Origin of the sequence: Erythrobacter aureus, from assembly GCF_003355455.1 — a bacterium.
Taxonomy (GTDB): Bacteria; Pseudomonadota; Alphaproteobacteria; order Sphingomonadales; family Sphingomonadaceae; genus Qipengyuania; species Qipengyuania aurea.
In genome coordinates, this window is record NZ_CP031358.1 from 290,036 (window position 1) to 304,904 (window position 14,869).

General features: G+C 58.1%; 12 protein-coding genes and 1 pseudogene. 4 read left to right on the top strand and 9 right to left on the bottom strand.

Features of this window, described 5'->3' with window-relative positions:
- Positions 1-41: 41 nt before the first annotated feature.
- The 6 genes from DVR09_RS16415 to DVR09_RS16440 form a co-directional block, all read right to left on the bottom strand.
- On the bottom strand, positions 42-488 hold the full coding sequence (locus DVR09_RS16415; RefSeq protein ID WP_162815062.1) for a hypothetical protein: 447 nt from the start codon (positions 486-488) through the stop codon (positions 42-44).
- Between the two features lie 110 nt (positions 489-598).
- Entirely contained in the window at positions 599-1,510 is a 912-nt protein-coding gene (locus tag DVR09_RS16420) for a hypothetical protein (RefSeq protein WP_162815063.1), read from the bottom strand.
- Between the two features lie 65 nt (positions 1,511-1,575).
- The gene (locus DVR09_RS16425) at positions 1,576-2,673 is read right to left on the bottom strand and encodes a tyrosine-type recombinase/integrase (RefSeq protein ID WP_115418351.1); all 1,098 of its coding nucleotides are present in this window, start codon (positions 2,671-2,673) and stop codon (positions 1,576-1,578) included.
- Entirely contained in the window at positions 2,670-3,791 is a 1,122-nt protein-coding gene (locus DVR09_RS16430) for an AcrVA2 family anti-CRISPR protein (RefSeq protein ID WP_115418352.1), read from the bottom strand. The genes DVR09_RS16425 and DVR09_RS16430 overlap by 4 nt, the downstream gene beginning before the upstream one ends.
- Before the next feature lie 45 nt (positions 3,792-3,836).
- Positions 3,837-4,217, bottom strand: a complete 381-nt coding sequence (locus DVR09_RS16435) for a hypothetical protein (protein ID WP_115418353.1) — start codon at positions 4,215-4,217, stop codon at positions 3,837-3,839.
- 35 nt (positions 4,218-4,252) lie between these two features.
- The gene (locus DVR09_RS16440) at positions 4,253-5,827 is read right to left on the bottom strand and encodes a hypothetical protein (protein WP_115418354.1); all 1,575 of its coding nucleotides are present in this window, start codon (positions 5,825-5,827) and stop codon (positions 4,253-4,255) included.
- Positions 5,828-6,430: 603 nt separating this feature from the next.
- Here DVR09_RS16440 and DVR09_RS16445 point away from each other — a divergent pair.
- Positions 6,431-7,615, top strand: a complete 1,185-nt coding sequence (locus DVR09_RS16445; RefSeq protein ID WP_162815064.1) for a hypothetical protein — start codon at positions 6,431-6,433, stop codon at positions 7,613-7,615.
- 124 nt (positions 7,616-7,739) lie between these two features.
- Here the strand turns inward: DVR09_RS16445 and DVR09_RS16450 are convergent, their stop codons facing one another.
- A complete protein-coding gene (locus DVR09_RS16450; RefSeq protein WP_115418356.1) occupies positions 7,740-8,777 on the bottom strand; it encodes a ParB/RepB/Spo0J family partition protein in 1,038 nt (345 codons plus the stop codon).
- A gap of 181 nt (positions 8,778-8,958) precedes the next feature.
- On the bottom strand, positions 8,959-10,158 hold the full coding sequence (locus tag DVR09_RS16455) for an AAA family ATPase (RefSeq protein WP_115418357.1): 1,200 nt from the start codon (positions 10,156-10,158) through the stop codon (positions 8,959-8,961).
- Positions 10,159-10,821: 663 nt separating this feature from the next.
- Here DVR09_RS16455 and DVR09_RS16460 point away from each other — a divergent pair.
- From DVR09_RS16460 to DVR09_RS16470, 3 genes and pseudogenes are all read left to right on the top strand, one after another.
- Complete coding sequence (locus DVR09_RS16460) at positions 10,822-12,186, top strand: replication protein RepA (RefSeq protein WP_162815065.1); 1,365 nt, start codon at positions 10,822-10,824, stop codon at positions 12,184-12,186.
- Between the two features lie 683 nt (positions 12,187-12,869).
- Positions 12,870-13,052, top strand: a pseudogene (locus DVR09_RS18000) (hypothetical protein); the annotation flags it as partial.
- Positions 13,053-13,871: 819 nt separating this feature from the next.
- On the top strand, positions 13,872-14,165 hold the full coding sequence (locus DVR09_RS16470) for a hypothetical protein (RefSeq protein WP_115418360.1): 294 nt from the start codon (positions 13,872-13,874) through the stop codon (positions 14,163-14,165).
- Positions 14,166-14,344: 179 nt separating this feature from the next.
- On the opposite strand, the gene DVR09_RS16475 is transcribed toward DVR09_RS16470, so the two are convergent.
- Positions 14,345-14,860, bottom strand: coding sequence for a zinc-finger-containing protein (locus tag DVR09_RS16475; protein WP_115418361.1), 516 nt, complete (start codon positions 14,858-14,860; stop codon positions 14,345-14,347).
- Between the last annotated feature and the right edge of the window lie 9 nt (positions 14,861-14,869).

The window sequence follows — 14,869 nt, forward strand, 5'->3', positions numbered from 1 at the left end:
GGCGTACTGGGCCAGCCGGATTGTGCAAGAGCGGCAGTGGTTTAGGCGGCTGCCCGGACGAAGTCCTCTTCGACCTCACGCCGGAAGAGGTCGCGCATTGCCCAGCCGAGTGCGCGCGCCGGGTCGGCGGTGGCTGAGAACTGGCCCTTCACGCTGGCGCCGCAGCTCTCGTTGTGAAGCAGTTCGAACCGCCCCTTCCCCTTGCGCTTGACCCAATAGTCGGAGGTCTCGCTCTCATAAGCGATGACCCGTTCTGCGCTGTTGTCTGGACGCATCGTCGAATGGTCGATGCACAGGCAAACGAGCCAGGTTGCGCGACCGCGCACACCAGCCGCCGGCGCGAGGAGAAAGGATCCGTCGATTTCCGCGCAGGCGGCTTTGCAGTCCTCGAAGTTGCCGGACATCACCGCATGCGGGTCGGGGCCGATGTCATCACGGCGCATGAATGTGCGGCCGCTGATGCGGCAAAAGCCTTGGTCGTCGAACATATGGGTTCCTTCGCGATCGGTCATCGCAGGCTGCCAACGTGGCGCCAGCGCGAAGGAGTGAAACACTTTCCTTCCTACTGAACCTGCCCTTCAGGACAGAGTTCATTTAATCAGCGCGTAGCGTGCTTTTCATAACCTGGGCGAAAGGACTTCTGCCCGTAGGTTTTGACATACAGTGTCGGCTGTGACGAAAGCATTCTGGCAGGTCGCTTGAGATCGATGAAGCCGAAGTCCCGGGGAATCTGATTTGGCGTGAAGCCGCGAACCAATCCGAGCTCTGGATTGGCAAACAGCCCCGCCAAGCGATAGTCGAAGGTGGGGAGGTCAATTCTCGCTGATTGCCCTGCCGTTATGTACATCCTGGCGGCCTCCTGGTCTCCGACAGCCGTATTGTAATACCAGATCGCAATCATGTTCTGGCCGCTCAGGTTTCTTATCTCCATCTGAGCGATGTTGCCAGTAAGGGCCAGCGTCCGCTCAATCTTCCCGTTTGCCGGGAATGGCGTGTCATAAGCCAGTCCATTTGACTGGGAAGGGCGGACAGGCGTTTCGACGCGCGGCGGCTGTGTCAGTTGAATTGGGGTTGGCGTCTGCGGAATTGTTGGAGAAACATATCGAGGCTCTATCTTCTCGATCTGAGATGACTTGCCAGCAAATGTAGAAAGAAGCGCGCCACCCCCTAGGAGGAGAACCACTATCCCAGCGGCCTGACTAGCCTGTCTGGATTTGATGGTTTTCAGATAGCTGGGCTTCTTGGAGCGTGTGATCAGAAGGCATCCAGCATATGCCATCACAAGGCAGCCGATGAAGCTGAGAAGCGGGGAGAGAAAGGCCATTATTCCGCCCAGGACACCTTGGGTGACTGGCCGGCCGGCGCCGAAAAGATCGACTATGACGATCCTTGGAAGGTCGAAGAGGAACGAGAGTCCTATGATCGACGATATTATTGCGCCTTTTTGACTCTGGGTCGCGAGATCGAACAGGTCTTCAAAGAAGCTTGACCGGTTTCTGGAATAAGCCATTCAACACCTCTGAGGATCTGGTCGATATTCCGATATTCTAGAGGGTTATTCGAAAGTTTGGCGGGCTATGTGATCCCGCGCATCTTCGCGGCCAGTTTCGACGTCGCCGGAACAAGATGGCGAGCATAGCTGAGGGGCTGCTTGGGTGAGCTCCAGCGAAGGCCATGCATGATCGCGCCAATATCAACGCCGGCGGCTATCATGTCCTGGTCGACACCAATGCGTAGCGAGTGCGCGCTGGTGGCCTTGATGATGCCGCCGATCTGGGAACGGTCGAACTCCCCCTCGTCAGCAAGCCCTTCGAGGTGCGAGCGTAGCCGTTCCTTGAGAATGCTGGAGACTGAGCCTTCGGCGAGGTGTCCAGTGCCGCTGACCCGATAGGAGAGCGGACGGAACAGATAACCGTCCTCGATGTCAGCCTTCTCGACCCATGCGTCGATGTGTTGAAGGGTGCGCGAGGACAGCCAGGCAGTAGCGCCCTCCCCTTCCTGGTCGGTCTTGGACCGTGGGATGAAGAGCGAGGCCTCACCCTGTGGCAGCCGGTGGATGTGCTCGAGACGAACGCGCACTAGCTCGGATCGGCGAAGTCCGGCATCGTAGCCTGCGGAGATCATAGCGCGGTCGCGTAGCCCGGCTGGGTCGTCGGGGATGGATTCCAGCAAGCTGAGCAGTGACAGAGGCAACGGGGCATCCTTCTCGATGTCCTCGACATCGCCCTTGATGCGCAGTCCCCTCGCCTGCTCGCGCGGCCGACTATCGCGCCGGCGGATCTCGCGCTGCTTCCAGCGGAGGTTGTCATCGGCAGGCGAAGGCAGCTCGAGCGTAGCGTGCAGCGTGACCATCGAGGCGATAAGCCGATCGATGGAACTCTTGGAATAACCCTCGTGCGCTCGCTGCTCGATCAGCGAGTACAGGTCAAGGGGTGACACCGGGAGCGTCGGCTGGTGGCGAGCGCTCTGGAAAGCCTCAACGATGCGGAGATCGGAGAGGATGGCACGCAGCGTGTTGGGCGCGATCGACTTCGACCATGAGAGAAGTCGGCGTTCGGTCTCGTATGAAGGCGGCTCTGGGCCGAAGGCAGCTGACAGGATGGTGGAGCGCGCGTCATCAACGACCGCGTTCTTTGGGCTAATGTCTGCCGATATCGGGGTGTATTCGGTCATGACAAATTATATCCAGGTCGCTGCGCTCCTGTGCGACCTTGGACGCGCACTGGGCGAATTCGGATGCGCTTTATTAGACTGTTTTTCGGGCCATAATGCTGGCGTCGCCAGTGACCTCGACGCCAATGAGCTCGAACAGGGGCGCGCGAGCCTTCCCCCAATGAACCAGCCTGGAAGTCATCGTTCTCTTCTTCGAGGTCGCAGAGCGAGATTTTGGTCCAGCCGAGTTTGGCCAGTTGCCGCTCGGCCTTTCGAGCGCCGGCCTTTCCGGCTTCGACCTTCTGTACGAGATGGCTTGGAGCAGTGGGGTCCCAACGCCGTCTGATGCCGGCGGCGCAGTTGTCGATGTATAGCAATGCGTTGACGACCAGGGGCAGCATCTCTTGGATGATCCGAATGCCAGTGTTGAATCCCTTTTTCATGTGGGAGGGCATGGGAATCGTTGCGTGAGAATACTGCTCGGGACTCGCCAGGTCTGGATGGTGGATGCTCATCGTAGCATCGGAATTTTCAGAGTAGTGCGCGAGAGCGCGCGCGATTGCTTCGCCGACTGTCTCGTCAGCCCCCTTAGGGGACTCCAGAGGAAGCATAGAGCAATCCATGGGGAACGGTCGCCCAGCTCGCCGAGCAAATGGAGTGATGTACAGGATTGGACCATCACCCCCCATGCGCTTCTCGATTGCGAGACCTTCAATGGCCTGAAGCTCGGGAAGCAGGGATTCTTTTGGGAATTCTACGTAGAAGGCGTCGTACGGAATGCTGATTTCAGAGAGCGTCACGTCATCGACGTCGGTATGTGAGATCTCCTCAGTTAAGGGTTGAGAGAAGCGAAATATCTGTTTGCCGCTCTGTATTATCGAACCGATTGTGGAGGCCGTGTTGGCGAGGTTAGGATCCATTGGTCCTGCGGCCTCTCCGAGCTTGTAGTGGGCTAAAGCTACTGCTGAAGCTAGCAGCATATGCTCGCTCGCATCCTCGTCGAATTGCAAGACGGATGATATGCCAGTGCGATAGCGGGCTCTCTGAGCAGTTCGATAAGCACGGTCTTCATGGTATATGTCGCGCACCAGCGGCCCATAGCCGGTCTCGGAGAGCCATTCGAATGGTGCCGCTGTCATGTGAATTTCCTCTTCAAATCAATCTGAGACCGATCAAAAAAACCTTCATTCTCGGCTGGCAGTCGCCAAGACGGCGGCCGCGGCGATCGCGAGGCCAGCATGGACGGCATTCACCGCGCCCGGCAGATCCTTCTTCGTCGGCTCATCATCGGTGAGCAGCGCGCGGGCGCTACCGTCGGGCGCCCGGCTAAGGAGAAGGTGTTTGCCCTCAGGGATGAGGAGCATAGCGGCCGTCTCGTAGGCGGAGTTCTTGAGGAGCTTGTCGAAGCGCAGCCACTGGTCGTGATAGCGAGAGCTGTTGCCTCTCTGCGTCTTGATGGGCCCGAGCACCGCCTCGAAGCATTCGACGAGGATTTCGAACTGCTGGTTTTCGCTGGCCTGCTTCGTGCGCTTGGCAAGGACGGCGAGTTCACTGGGATCAAGCATAGTCTCTCCTCTTTTGGAGGTCGGCGGACGATTGGTCATTCATGCGTGCAGTTCCCCATGAAGCACTGGATGGTCTTGTCGATAGCGTCGACAAGCGGCTGAATGTCACTGATGCCGACCTCGGAGAATGTCCGTTGGGCGGAGGCGAACATCTCGTTAGCTAGAATGCCGGAAACCGAGGGAATATAGGGACGTGAAGAGAGGAAGTGACCGCCAATGTAATAACTCTCCATTCCATCCTGATTGCCGTAAAACGGCGATGCAGGGAAAAGCACTGCATCCCTTGCGCCGCCCTCGCCAATGTTGATCCGGATCCCGGCTGGCTGAGAGTTCACGTAAATTGGCGGAGGGCTGATGTCGGGGTCGCCCGCAGCTGCCAATCGGGAAATGAGTATCTCGATTGTGGCCTGACTGATAACTGTCATAAGGTTCGCGCGCTCGGTGATTTCAACCTTAGAGACATGGTTGACGGAGCGAGCTTGAAGCGACCTCAAGGTCTCAGTGAGACGCGGAATATCTTCGAAGTCGAGCTCCCCGCCGAAACCCAAAATCGGGAATTCAGCGCCTGGAAGGTAGATCTCTTTCCGGTAGGGGGAGGCTGGACGTTCAGAATCGGGACGAATTTCGTAATTTTGATGAGGGGTATATATTATGCCCCCCTCGATGTGGGTGAGTTCAGCCAAGTGCTTACAGGCTCGCGATTGAGCTGGCTTCATCCGCAGAGGGAGATCAGGTTCGCATTCCTCGTCATAATGGCCCCGGATAATTCTGCCCGGCTTAGACTTGGCGGCCTTGAGCAGGGATCCGGAGGGGTTAAAGGCTCCCCGGCGAGATACCCTCGTGATGCTGACTGGCGGTATTTCGGGGTAATCGAAGTGCTTCAGGTGCGCGTTGGCTTCATCCGCAAGGAGCCCGAGTGCAGTCGGAGTGTAGGCGTACACCGCGGCATCGATAGTGAGTTCAAAGGATTTGCCAGTCTCCCCCATGAAGAGGTACTTATCCGTCCGCGCGCCTTCCAACGGAAAGGCGAAAAGGTAGTAGATCGGCAAAGCTAGCGTGGTGGTCTCGAAGACCTCCCCTGCTCCGGTCTCGATCTTGAAACGACCTTTATCGCTGAGCCATGACACATCGACCTTGGAAGACCTGCCGTCTGAGAGGAAGTAAGATCGGACGGCGAGTGCATGCAGCTCACTGCAATATGGCGCAGTCTCGTCAGGGCGATGTGCAACAAGCGAGAAGCGGTCCGAGATGTCGATGGCGGCAGCGAGGGGATCGGAGGCGGACAGCAGCCGCAACTCGTGGTCGTATTCAAAAGCAAACGAGTACGTCTCACCATCAAGGGAAACCCAATCGATACGTGTGAGTCCAGGACGGCTGGCGGGAGCATTGTACCAGAAACGAAAGGTTCTGGAGGGGGTCACGAGAGAGCCATCTTTAGAGGCCTCTGCAGATCGAATGTCCTTAAACGCAGCCACATACTCGTCGCGACCACCCTCGCCCATGGAATCCCACCACGGACTGCAATCGTCGAAAGTCTCTGCGTCTGGCCAGCGTGAGGTATCCGGAAGTTTGGCGGTGGCGAATTCGGAAGGCTCGATTGAGGTGTTCATTCCATTTTCCTTTTCTTCGTCTTCGTAGGCGATGCAGAGAGGAGTAATCGTTTGCCGTGAGTTTGTGGCGGGGGGCACACCCCCTACCCTTCTCGCGCCACCCCAAAAGTCGGCCATCGCCCCGCCCGCAGAGTTTGTCTGCGCGACCCATGTGCATTTTCTGAAGCGACAATATCACGATAACGACTAGATACAACGATAAGTGTCCTTATCGTGATATATCCGGCTGAGAGCGATATCTGCCAAATTGCCTCGATGCGCGAGGTTTTTAGGACGCGGCTCGATAGACCCCTCTATCGAGCCGTTTGGGCTGTCATTTCAGGTCAAATCCACTATAAGAAAACCATGCACTCCGATGTGATCCTAGCTGCCGTCGAAGAGGTTTCGCACCTTATAGGCGTGCTAGATGCGCGGATTTCCGCCAGTCCGCTAGAGGAAGCATGGCAAGTGAGAGCCTGCTTCCTGGCCGCAGAAAACCTTGCGGCCGTCGATGGGACGCCAACGCGCCCAGCGGACATTTTGGGGCTCATGAGCGGCACCGCCCTCCCCCATCCGGACAATTATCTGCCCGCGCTGGCTGGGTACGGGCACTGGCGCCGTTGCATGGCCCAGGTCGAACTCAGCGATCTGGCAAGCCGCCTTGTTGGCCGCACTCTTTCAACGAAAGCCGCGGCAGCCGAGCGGCAAGCCGACTGGGACCTCGAGGATACGCTGCCGGTCGAAGGCCGGCGATCGATGGGGACCGGGACGGCAGGAGATGTCGATGAATACGCCCGAAAGGTAGGAGTGCGAGCGCTGCGCTTGATGCGGAAATCCAACGCGGAAGGCCCGAAACTCGTCGCTTTGGCGCGCGGAATGCAGGAGGTAATCAGGGTCGATCCCGATCCGGATTATTTCACGCGAGCGCATGAGATCCGCAAGGACGTGAAGGCCCAGGCCAAGGCTGGCGCCGAGTGGCTGAAAGGCGCCCTCCCCTCACCCGATGATGACGAGCAAGAAGCTCTAATCGACGGAAAAGTCGACGAATTTCTGGATGCATTGGACTGGGAGAAGCCTTCTCATCTGGGGTCCTGTTATGCCGTTCTGCCGGACAGACTGCGGGATCTCGGCCTGTCGCAGAACCGCCTGAGCTGTCTGACGGGAGCAACGAAGAGGCTCGGATTCGAAGGCCGCTTAGATGAGCGTGCGCTGCGTGGGTTCTTGAACCAGCTGGCTGACGAGGCGAAGGCTGGTCTGGCGCTACTGGATAGCCTCGAGCTGCTGCTGGCAGAGTTTGCTGTGTCGCCAGCGGCCAGTTTTGATGCGCGGTCTCAACTGCCCGAAGTTGTATATGCGTTTCTCTTGTACCCGGCTGTGGACACTATTTGGCTGGAAACTGCATTGGACATGAAGGAACGCATTGTCCGCAAATTCGTGAAGCGCCTTTCCGATGGGATGCTCATTGCTCATTGGGCAGAGCGCCGATCGCGGGACGATAGCAGCGGGCGTGACGTAAGGCTCTGGACCGCTGCGCGGTTCGAAAACGATTTCCAGCTGGCGATGAGAAGGCCCACGAGTGTTCGAAGGCCCTCCCCTGCCCGCTCACTCACCCCGTCTGCGATGATCAATCGGAGCCGTCCGGTCGACACATCGAAACCGATGAGCGCTGTCTTTGAAAAGTTCGACCAGGACATGATCGACCTCGAAGAGGAGTTTGGTCGCTTTTTCGGCTCGAGACTGGCGAAAATTGCCTCCCGAGAAGGCCCCTTACGAGCGAAATCCGGACTTCCGGTAGGTCAGAGTACCTAGAAAGGCCCTGAAAGCGTCAGAAGGGGCCTTAAAATCCATTCTAGGTTTCTCGCTCGGCCAATGTTCCAAATTTGTTCTCGTTTTTTGGGCAAATTGGCTGGCCGAGCGAGCTTAGGGCCTCATTTCACGATTTTTGAGCGAATTGGTCGTCGACGATCTTCGACAGGGCTTCCTTGATTTCATCAGGACCAGCATCGGTGTCTGGCGCGATCTTGATGGTGGTCGCCGCACGACTGGTTCCAGGCGCGTAAGTCAGCATGGGCTTGCCGGAAGAACTGCTGACCTCGACGAGCTTGGCTTTGGGACTGGCCTTGGCAGTCGGCTTGGCACCAGACTTCGAGGCAGCGATCAAGCGCTTCACGACGTCGGCGGGTTTGAGGAGGTCAGCGCCCTCCCCTGACCGCTCAGCTTGTTCAGCGGAGATGACCTCGGCCTCGGCCTTCATGGCATCCATCTTGATTTCAGCCTTTCCGGCCGATGCGATGTCGGTGGCGTGCTTCACCTTAGCGAAGCGGTAGCCGCCCAGCGCGCTGATGAAGACTTCGTCGAGTTCACCAAGGGTGATGTATCGACGCAAGTTACGATCGGACAAACCGATCCGGTTCGCCATTTTCGCAAGGTCCCCGCCATAGAACTTGGCGAGAGCCTCAGTGTAGCTGCGCGCACGCTCAACATCGGTGATGTCGGTCCGAGCTCGGTTCTCAAGATCCGAGAAGCGGAACGCCGCCTCATCATCCATCTTGGCAACGGTGATGAGATATTTGAAGTCCGGGTAATTGTTCGCGCGGAGCCAACTGATGGAGAAGTGGCGCCGAAGACCAGCAACGATCTCATACGGCTTCTCGGGATCATCAGTCGCGCGCACTGTGGCTGCGACCCTCTGCTGCCCTTCCGACAGGATGGTGTCGATGAGGTCCTTGCAGTCCTCATAGGTGAGCGCGTCATAATCGCGGGCGTTGACGGGCGACGGCTTGCAGAGGTCGGGGTCGACCCAACGACTGGTCGAATAGACGGTATCGTCCGTTGCCTTGAGCATGCTGCTCCGGTGGACCAGCTCGCTGCGGGTGTCGGCAGATGCCGGCGTAGATTGCTGCTCTGCAGCTTCACGAGCACGCTTTCCGATGTCGGCTCCGATGCCGCGCTTCTTGGGAGTGGTGGTCATATTCGGTTCCTTCTGGTCAAGAAGCTCGGCAACTTGTCAAAATCGAGGCATCACTCTGAAATATCATGGTTTTTTGAGATGCCGCGAGTATCAAAGTGCACCTGCGCTTTGATAGTGCAAAGACCTAGGAAAACGCTGTATTTTCCGTACGTTACGCACGTTTTGACAAGTTGCCGAATCATCAATCGATTGCTGGCGTGTTGGGCCATACGGAGCGGACGAGAGCCTCGACCTCGGCGCCAAGGTCGTTGAGCTGTTTGAGGCAGCGCTTGCGAACTTGGTGGTTGGTGGTCGGCCGGGTGAGATCGTAGACGGATTGGTGGGACGACGAAGAGTTGTCGAACTCAGCCGAGGTCTTGATCTCGGTTGGCATAACGACCCCACCAAAGAGTTCGCGAGCCATATCGACGACCTGCTGCTGGGCCCACTTGTTCTCGTCGGTGCGGGTCAGCGCGATCTGGATGAAGCGATAGTCCACCCCTACCCCACGCGATTCCATGTCTTCCATGTTTTGGCGAAGCATCGAGAAGAACGATGCGGTCGACGAGAAGTCGATCGTGTTGGGCGGCATGGGCACGAGCAAGGCGTTCGCTGCGAGGAGTGCCGACATCGAGAGCATACCGAGGGCTGGCGGCGGATCGAGGATGACGACGTCGTAGCCTTGGGCCACTTCGTTCACCTCGTCGCGAAGGGCGGTGAGAACCTTCCCGCTCTCCTCAGCGTCCAGCTTAGCCATGCGAGAGGCAAGCATGTATTCGGCATTGTAGAGGTGGAGGTTCGCCGGCACGAGGTCCAGGTTGTGATAGTGCGTCTTTCGGATGCTATCCTTGAGCGGCGAGTAGACCTCCTCGTCGCCCTTCAGGAGCGAGGGAAGCGCGGTCTGGTCGATGTCGATATCGAGATCGGGGATGTATCCAAACATCATCGTGGCCGATGCCTGGGCGTCGACGTCAATCAGGAGCGTGCGGTATCCATGGATCGCGAAGTACTGTGCGAGATGAACGCTAAGAGTGGTCTTGCCCACGCCGCCCTTGAAGTTCTGGACAGGGATAATGAGCGGTTCGTCGGAAGGGTGACGCCACGGGCGGGTGCCAAATACTTCGCGCATCTTGTCCAGCTGCTCGAGCGTATAGTTCTCGCGCCGGTTTTGCGCATTGCGCTTCTGCTCGGGGAGGCGCCCTTCGAGCTCCGCGGTGCGGATCGCAGAAGTGGAACGATGAACGAGGTCGGCGGCCTGTGCTGGCGTAAAGGTTGGTCCCTGGCGGGGCTGGGAGATGTTATCGTCGCGGATCGTCTCCAGGACGCTGCGCGCGAGGTTCTCTCGGCGACGGACCTGTTCGAGTGTGGTGTCCGTCGGATCGAAGTTCTGACTGGCGTTCATTGAATACCCCTTTGTAAGGAAGGGGCGGGGCCCTCTTTCCTTCATTGACACTTTTACCTAGCTCAAAGAGCAAAATCCGCCAAGACGAAGTTCGGCTGATAGCATTACCCTTTTCAGCAGCGCGTTGCTGTTTTCCACAGTGAACCGCGCCCAAAACCGTCAGGTGAGGGGAGGTGGCCGTAGGATCGCGTGTCTGGGGATGTCCGGCAGCAAGCCGGGCAGGGCTGGTTCTGACAAATCTGCTGAAAAAGGTAAGGAGCTGGCCAATCGGCCTGCTGAAAAAGGTAAGAGATGTCGTTCGAGCTACCCGTGTCCGCGGTGCGCGGTTTTCCACAGCACTGCTGAGGAAGGTAAGATCCGCTGCTGATAAAGGTCAATCCAACTGCTGAATAAGGTAATCAGCGCTGCTGATGATGGTAAGCCATCTATCCTATATCTTCATTCCTTGATTGATCCTCGCGGGTGAGGGTTCAATATTTTGGGAAGGGGAGGGGGATGCGAGGCGATCGTTCTGAGCAATTGAGGGCTTACCTTTTTCAGCAGTCTTTTGACGGTATTTCCCGAACTCCACGCCTGAATCCGTCAAGAGGCTTGCCAAATTGCGGAACCGAGGCGCAATAATGTTGCAACGAAGCCGAATCGATTCGCTGCAGGGAGGCGAAGGTGAGCCAAAAGTTAGAACCATCGCAACTGATGCTGCCAATGCCTCTGGGGAGAAGGCTCGTCGAGGAGTTGGAGAATAGCTCGATTGATGAGGTGAGGGCGCTTGCGACCGAAGAGGGCGGAGAGAAGGTTTTCCAGGCCGTCCACGAAGTCCTCACGCAAGACCCGTCTGCAGGCTTCCTCCATTCAGCGCTCTGCGCAATGTCGCTCCCGGTCCGCTGCCCGAAGGGCGAAGCAGAGTTCGCGCCGATAATCCGGCGAGAGGGCAACTACACGCTCATAATCCGACCCACCGAAAGAATGAGGATGGTGAACGGAGAGCTGGTCCCGACGAAGCTGGGCGTTCCGTACGGCTCGTATGCTCGTTTGGCGATGCTTTTCATCATGACGGAAGCTGTGAGGCAGAAGAGCCGAGAAGTGTATCTTGGAGACAGCTTCGCCGCGTGGCTCCGAAGGATGGGCATCACTGCAACGAATTCGGGAGGCCCGCGCGGTGCTCGAGCACTCATGCAGGAGCAGCTCGACCGTCTCATGTCCTGTGAGTGGTCTATCCGCTGGGATCAGGAAATCACGAAAGCGCAACCTTCGAAGGGGAAGGGGACTAAGAAGGGATCGGTTAAGCCGGTCACGATCTCGGCGTTCGAGGCCAGCGATATGAGGCTTGCGAACAAGTATGGCGGTGTATCGACAGAAGAAGGAGAGTTCGTCTCTCGCTTCGTGCTGTCAGAGCCCTTTTACGAGACAATTCGAGATCATGCAGTTCCGCTAAATGAGCGGGCGTTTGCGGCTCTGAAACGATCGGCGACGCAGTTGGACCTGTACACCTACCTGGCATATCGCCTCCCGAAGATCCGAGAGGGTGAGCAGGTTCCTATAAGCTGGAAACAGCTTTGGTCTCACCTCGGCAATGACTGCAAGACTATCGGGAAATTCAGGCAGACGGTGCGTAACGCATGGGAGACTGTTTCTGGTGTGTATCCCCAGGCTCGCGGGTCGGTCGATCTATCCGGCCAGACCGTATGGCTCAGTTATGCCGACAAGCCGGTCGACAACCATCCCGTCAAACGAATGAACGGCCTTATCGAGTATATGTCAGTTCTTCCAGACCTGTCTGCTGATGAAGGTAAGCCGAAGGGTGCCAAAGGCGCGCTGGTGAAACCTGAGCTGTCGTTCCCGAGCGGGACGCTGCAGTACAATTGCCCTGAACTTTATGCGATCGCGAAGGAGCATGGCTCGGGCAACGACGTAAACCGGATTGCAGATGCTTTCCGTAGGAAGCTCGGGGAAGAGTTGGCGGAAGTGAAGGGGGACCGGTTGGTCCGCAGGTTCACGGCATTTTGCAAGGCGTTCGACCCGCCTCGGTAAAGGTAGAGCGAGCTCTGCTGAAGAAGGTATGAGTGATGACGCTGCGCACACCCGAGGAAGTCTCCGCCCTGAGCGAAAAATACCCAGAACCTAGTCTTCCAGAAACATCCTGAGGCGCCTACAATTCCCAGATATTCGCATTTCTGGGGTAAATTATGACGTTTGGTGGCATTCGAGCGAGCCTGAAGCTCTCAAGCAACGTGGCTCCGATCGCCTTGGGCATTGCACTGGCTGCAATGTCCTCGATGCCTGCGATGGCTCAGGATAAGCCGGTTTTCCGTATTCCGGTGGAGAAATCTTCGGGCGGATCTACCGGCACTCCAGCATATGGCTGGGTGGCGAGCGTTTCGTCGTGTTCCACGTCATGTGGCACTGGGACGCGAACGACGACGTACCAGTGTCAGGACGTAACCGATTTCGATTTCTCGACTGGCGACTTCGGACCTCCGGAGCCGGCAGCGCAATGCACTGCGGAAGCTGGCGCTCAGCCGGCGGACGAGACCTCGTCATGCGCGGTTTACAGTGGCTGCGGCTACGATTGGGTCATCCCTCCCGAAACGGTGGTCATTGGGCCGGGCGGCCGTGAGGGCTGCGGCGAAGTTACGCGGTCTTTTGATCCGTATTGCGAGCGCAGCGACGGTACACAGTTGGCTGATGGAGATCACGGGTTCTGTTCGGGCGACATGCCCGACTATAACGATGTGGCTTCGGGTGATCCCGACGCTCTCGGCTATAACCGCACGGCGGTCGAGACAGCCTCGTGCGATGCAAGTGACCACGAATGGGATACCGGAGCTTGGGGCGCATCGTCTTCGACGTGCTCGTCGACCGCGTTCAAGACGCGCTCGGTTCAGTGCATTCGGTCATTCGACGGTAGTTCTCAGCCTGACAGCGCTTGCGCGGGGCCGAAGCCGAACACCACGAAGGTTGAACCGGAATATAGCGGTTGCGGCTACAGCGCGGTGAATCCTGGCGCCTGGGGCGCGTGGGATGATACTTGCTCTGCAAGCGCAACGCGCACGCGCAGCTATCAGTGCGAACGCAGCGACGGAACTATCGTCGCGGGCAGTGAGTGCACTTCGCGCGGGGTCAACCTGACCGAGAGCGAAACGGCGGCGAATTATTCGTCGTGCGGCTACAGCTGGCAGTCGGGTGCGTGGGGCGCTTGGAGTTCGACTTGTTCGAGCACCGCAAATCGCACTCGCTCGGTGACTTGCCAACGTGACGATGGTGTCACGGTGGCTGATGGATCGTGCACGGCACCCAAGCCGGCGACGAGTGAAACGCAGAGCGTGTACAGCGGCTGTGCCTTTAGCTGGAACACCGGCGCATGGGGCGCGTGGAGCTCGACTTGCTCCTCGAGCGCTGTTCGCACGCGATCTGTGACTTGTCGCCGGAGCGATGGCACAACCACGTCCGACGCAGATTGTTCGGCTTCGAAACCGGCCTCGTCGGAAGCGCAGGCCGTTTACAGCGGCTGCAGCTATACCGGCAGCTATGGAGCTTGGAGCGCATGCTCGGGTGGCACGCAAAGCCGGTCTTTGACCTCGTGCACGCGCTCGGATGGAACCAGCGTCGCGATTTCGAACTGCACGAGCAACGGCGTTCCGGCTTCGGAAAGCCAGTCGTGTGGTGGTGCGTGCGGAAGCTGGGTTATTCAAGGTCGGGATAGCGGCGGGACGCCGATGAATTCGCGTCAATCCAGCATGAAGCCAGCTGTCGACCAGGCGATCCAGGATCAGTTGAATGGACAGTCGGCAACTTGGGCGGGGACGCAGGTTTGGGGCGGCAGCTACACCGAGGACTGGAATTATGACTGGAATGACACTGCTGCGCGGAACGAGGCGATCAAGCCGCCAGCGGACCAGTGCGTAACAGACGGTCAGGAGTTCTATTCCTACTACGGGATCATGTCGAACACTGGTGGTAGTCGAGGCGGCTTTGCCGAAGGTGCATGGGGTAAATGCGTGTGCGATTGATCGCGTGCGTGATTGCCCATGGAGGACGATACGATCGTAGAAAGGCTGATTGACGGGCTCTTGGTCATCGCGATTTTCGCGGTGCAGGCGGTATCAGCTCTCTGGTGAATCGGCTCTGCTGAAAAAGGTAAGGGCGGCGGAAGCGATGCTTCTGCCGCCCTTTCTGATCGAGCGATGGATTATCCTACGCGCCGACGTTTCCGGGTCGCGGCATCGCGCTGCCAAGGTTTCGAGAACTTGCGCCCAAATTTGGACCGGGCGGCAGCTCGAGCCCGTTCCGGGCTGATGCTCGCGAGGTCGGGCGTGCGATGCTTCTCGATGAGAAGAAGCAGATTGCACCGCGGGAGGTCGAAGCGGCCGATCTGGAGGTCTTTCTGGTCGATCGACATCTCGTCGGACATCCAGATGTAGGTGAGGTTTCGTGCCTTGCTCTTGGACCAGTCGTTCTCGCGCATAGCGTTGTCCCAGATGCGCTCAAGAGCAGCGTGGGCTTCCTGCCGGGCGCGGCGGAGTTCGGGATTGGCGAGAGGGCCGATAGGCTCCCATGTTCCGTCCGTGCAGACAGCCCAGGCGTCGCACGCGCGGCAGACATGGTAGTGCTTGTTGATGAGCTCTGAGCGGGAAGGGTGAAGCTCGCGCCCGGTCATCCGAAGCGTAAGCGACGAGCAATATGGACAGGTGATGTTTCCGGTCATCGTACAGCC

Coding starts and splice junctions, on each gene's coding strand:
- DVR09_RS16435 (WP_115418353.1), bottom strand. CDS start 4,217: ATGCTTGATCCCAGTGAACTCGCCGTCCTTGCCAAGCGCACGAAGCAG.
- DVR09_RS16470 (WP_115418360.1), top strand. CDS start 13,872: ATGAATTCGCGTCAATCCAGCATGAAGCCAGCTGTCGACCAGGCGATC.
- DVR09_RS16455 (WP_115418357.1), bottom strand. CDS start 10,158: ATGAACGCCAGTCAGAACTTCGATCCGACGGACACCACACTCGAACAG.
- DVR09_RS16425 (WP_115418351.1), bottom strand. CDS start 2,673: ATGACCGAATACACCCCGATATCGGCAGACATTAGCCCAAAGAACGCG.
- DVR09_RS16420 (WP_162815063.1), bottom strand. CDS start 1,510: ATGGCTTATTCCAGAAACCGGTCAAGCTTCTTTGAAGACCTGTTCGAT.
- DVR09_RS16430 (WP_115418352.1), bottom strand. CDS start 3,791: ATGACAGCGGCACCATTCGAATGGCTCTCCGAGACCGGCTATGGGCCG.
- DVR09_RS16440 (WP_115418354.1), bottom strand. CDS start 5,827: ATGAACACCTCAATCGAGCCTTCCGAATTCGCCACCGCCAAACTTCCG.
- DVR09_RS16450 (WP_115418356.1), bottom strand. CDS start 8,777: ATGACCACCACTCCCAAGAAGCGCGGCATCGGAGCCGACATCGGAAAG.
- DVR09_RS16415 (WP_162815062.1), bottom strand. CDS start 488: ATGTTCGACGACCAAGGCTTTTGCCGCATCAGCGGCCGCACATTCATG.
- DVR09_RS16445 (WP_162815064.1), top strand. CDS start 6,431: ATGGCCCAGGTCGAACTCAGCGATCTGGCAAGCCGCCTTGTTGGCCGC.
- DVR09_RS16475 (WP_115418361.1), bottom strand. CDS start 14,860: ATGACCGGAAACATCACCTGTCCATATTGCTCGTCGCTTACGCTTCGG.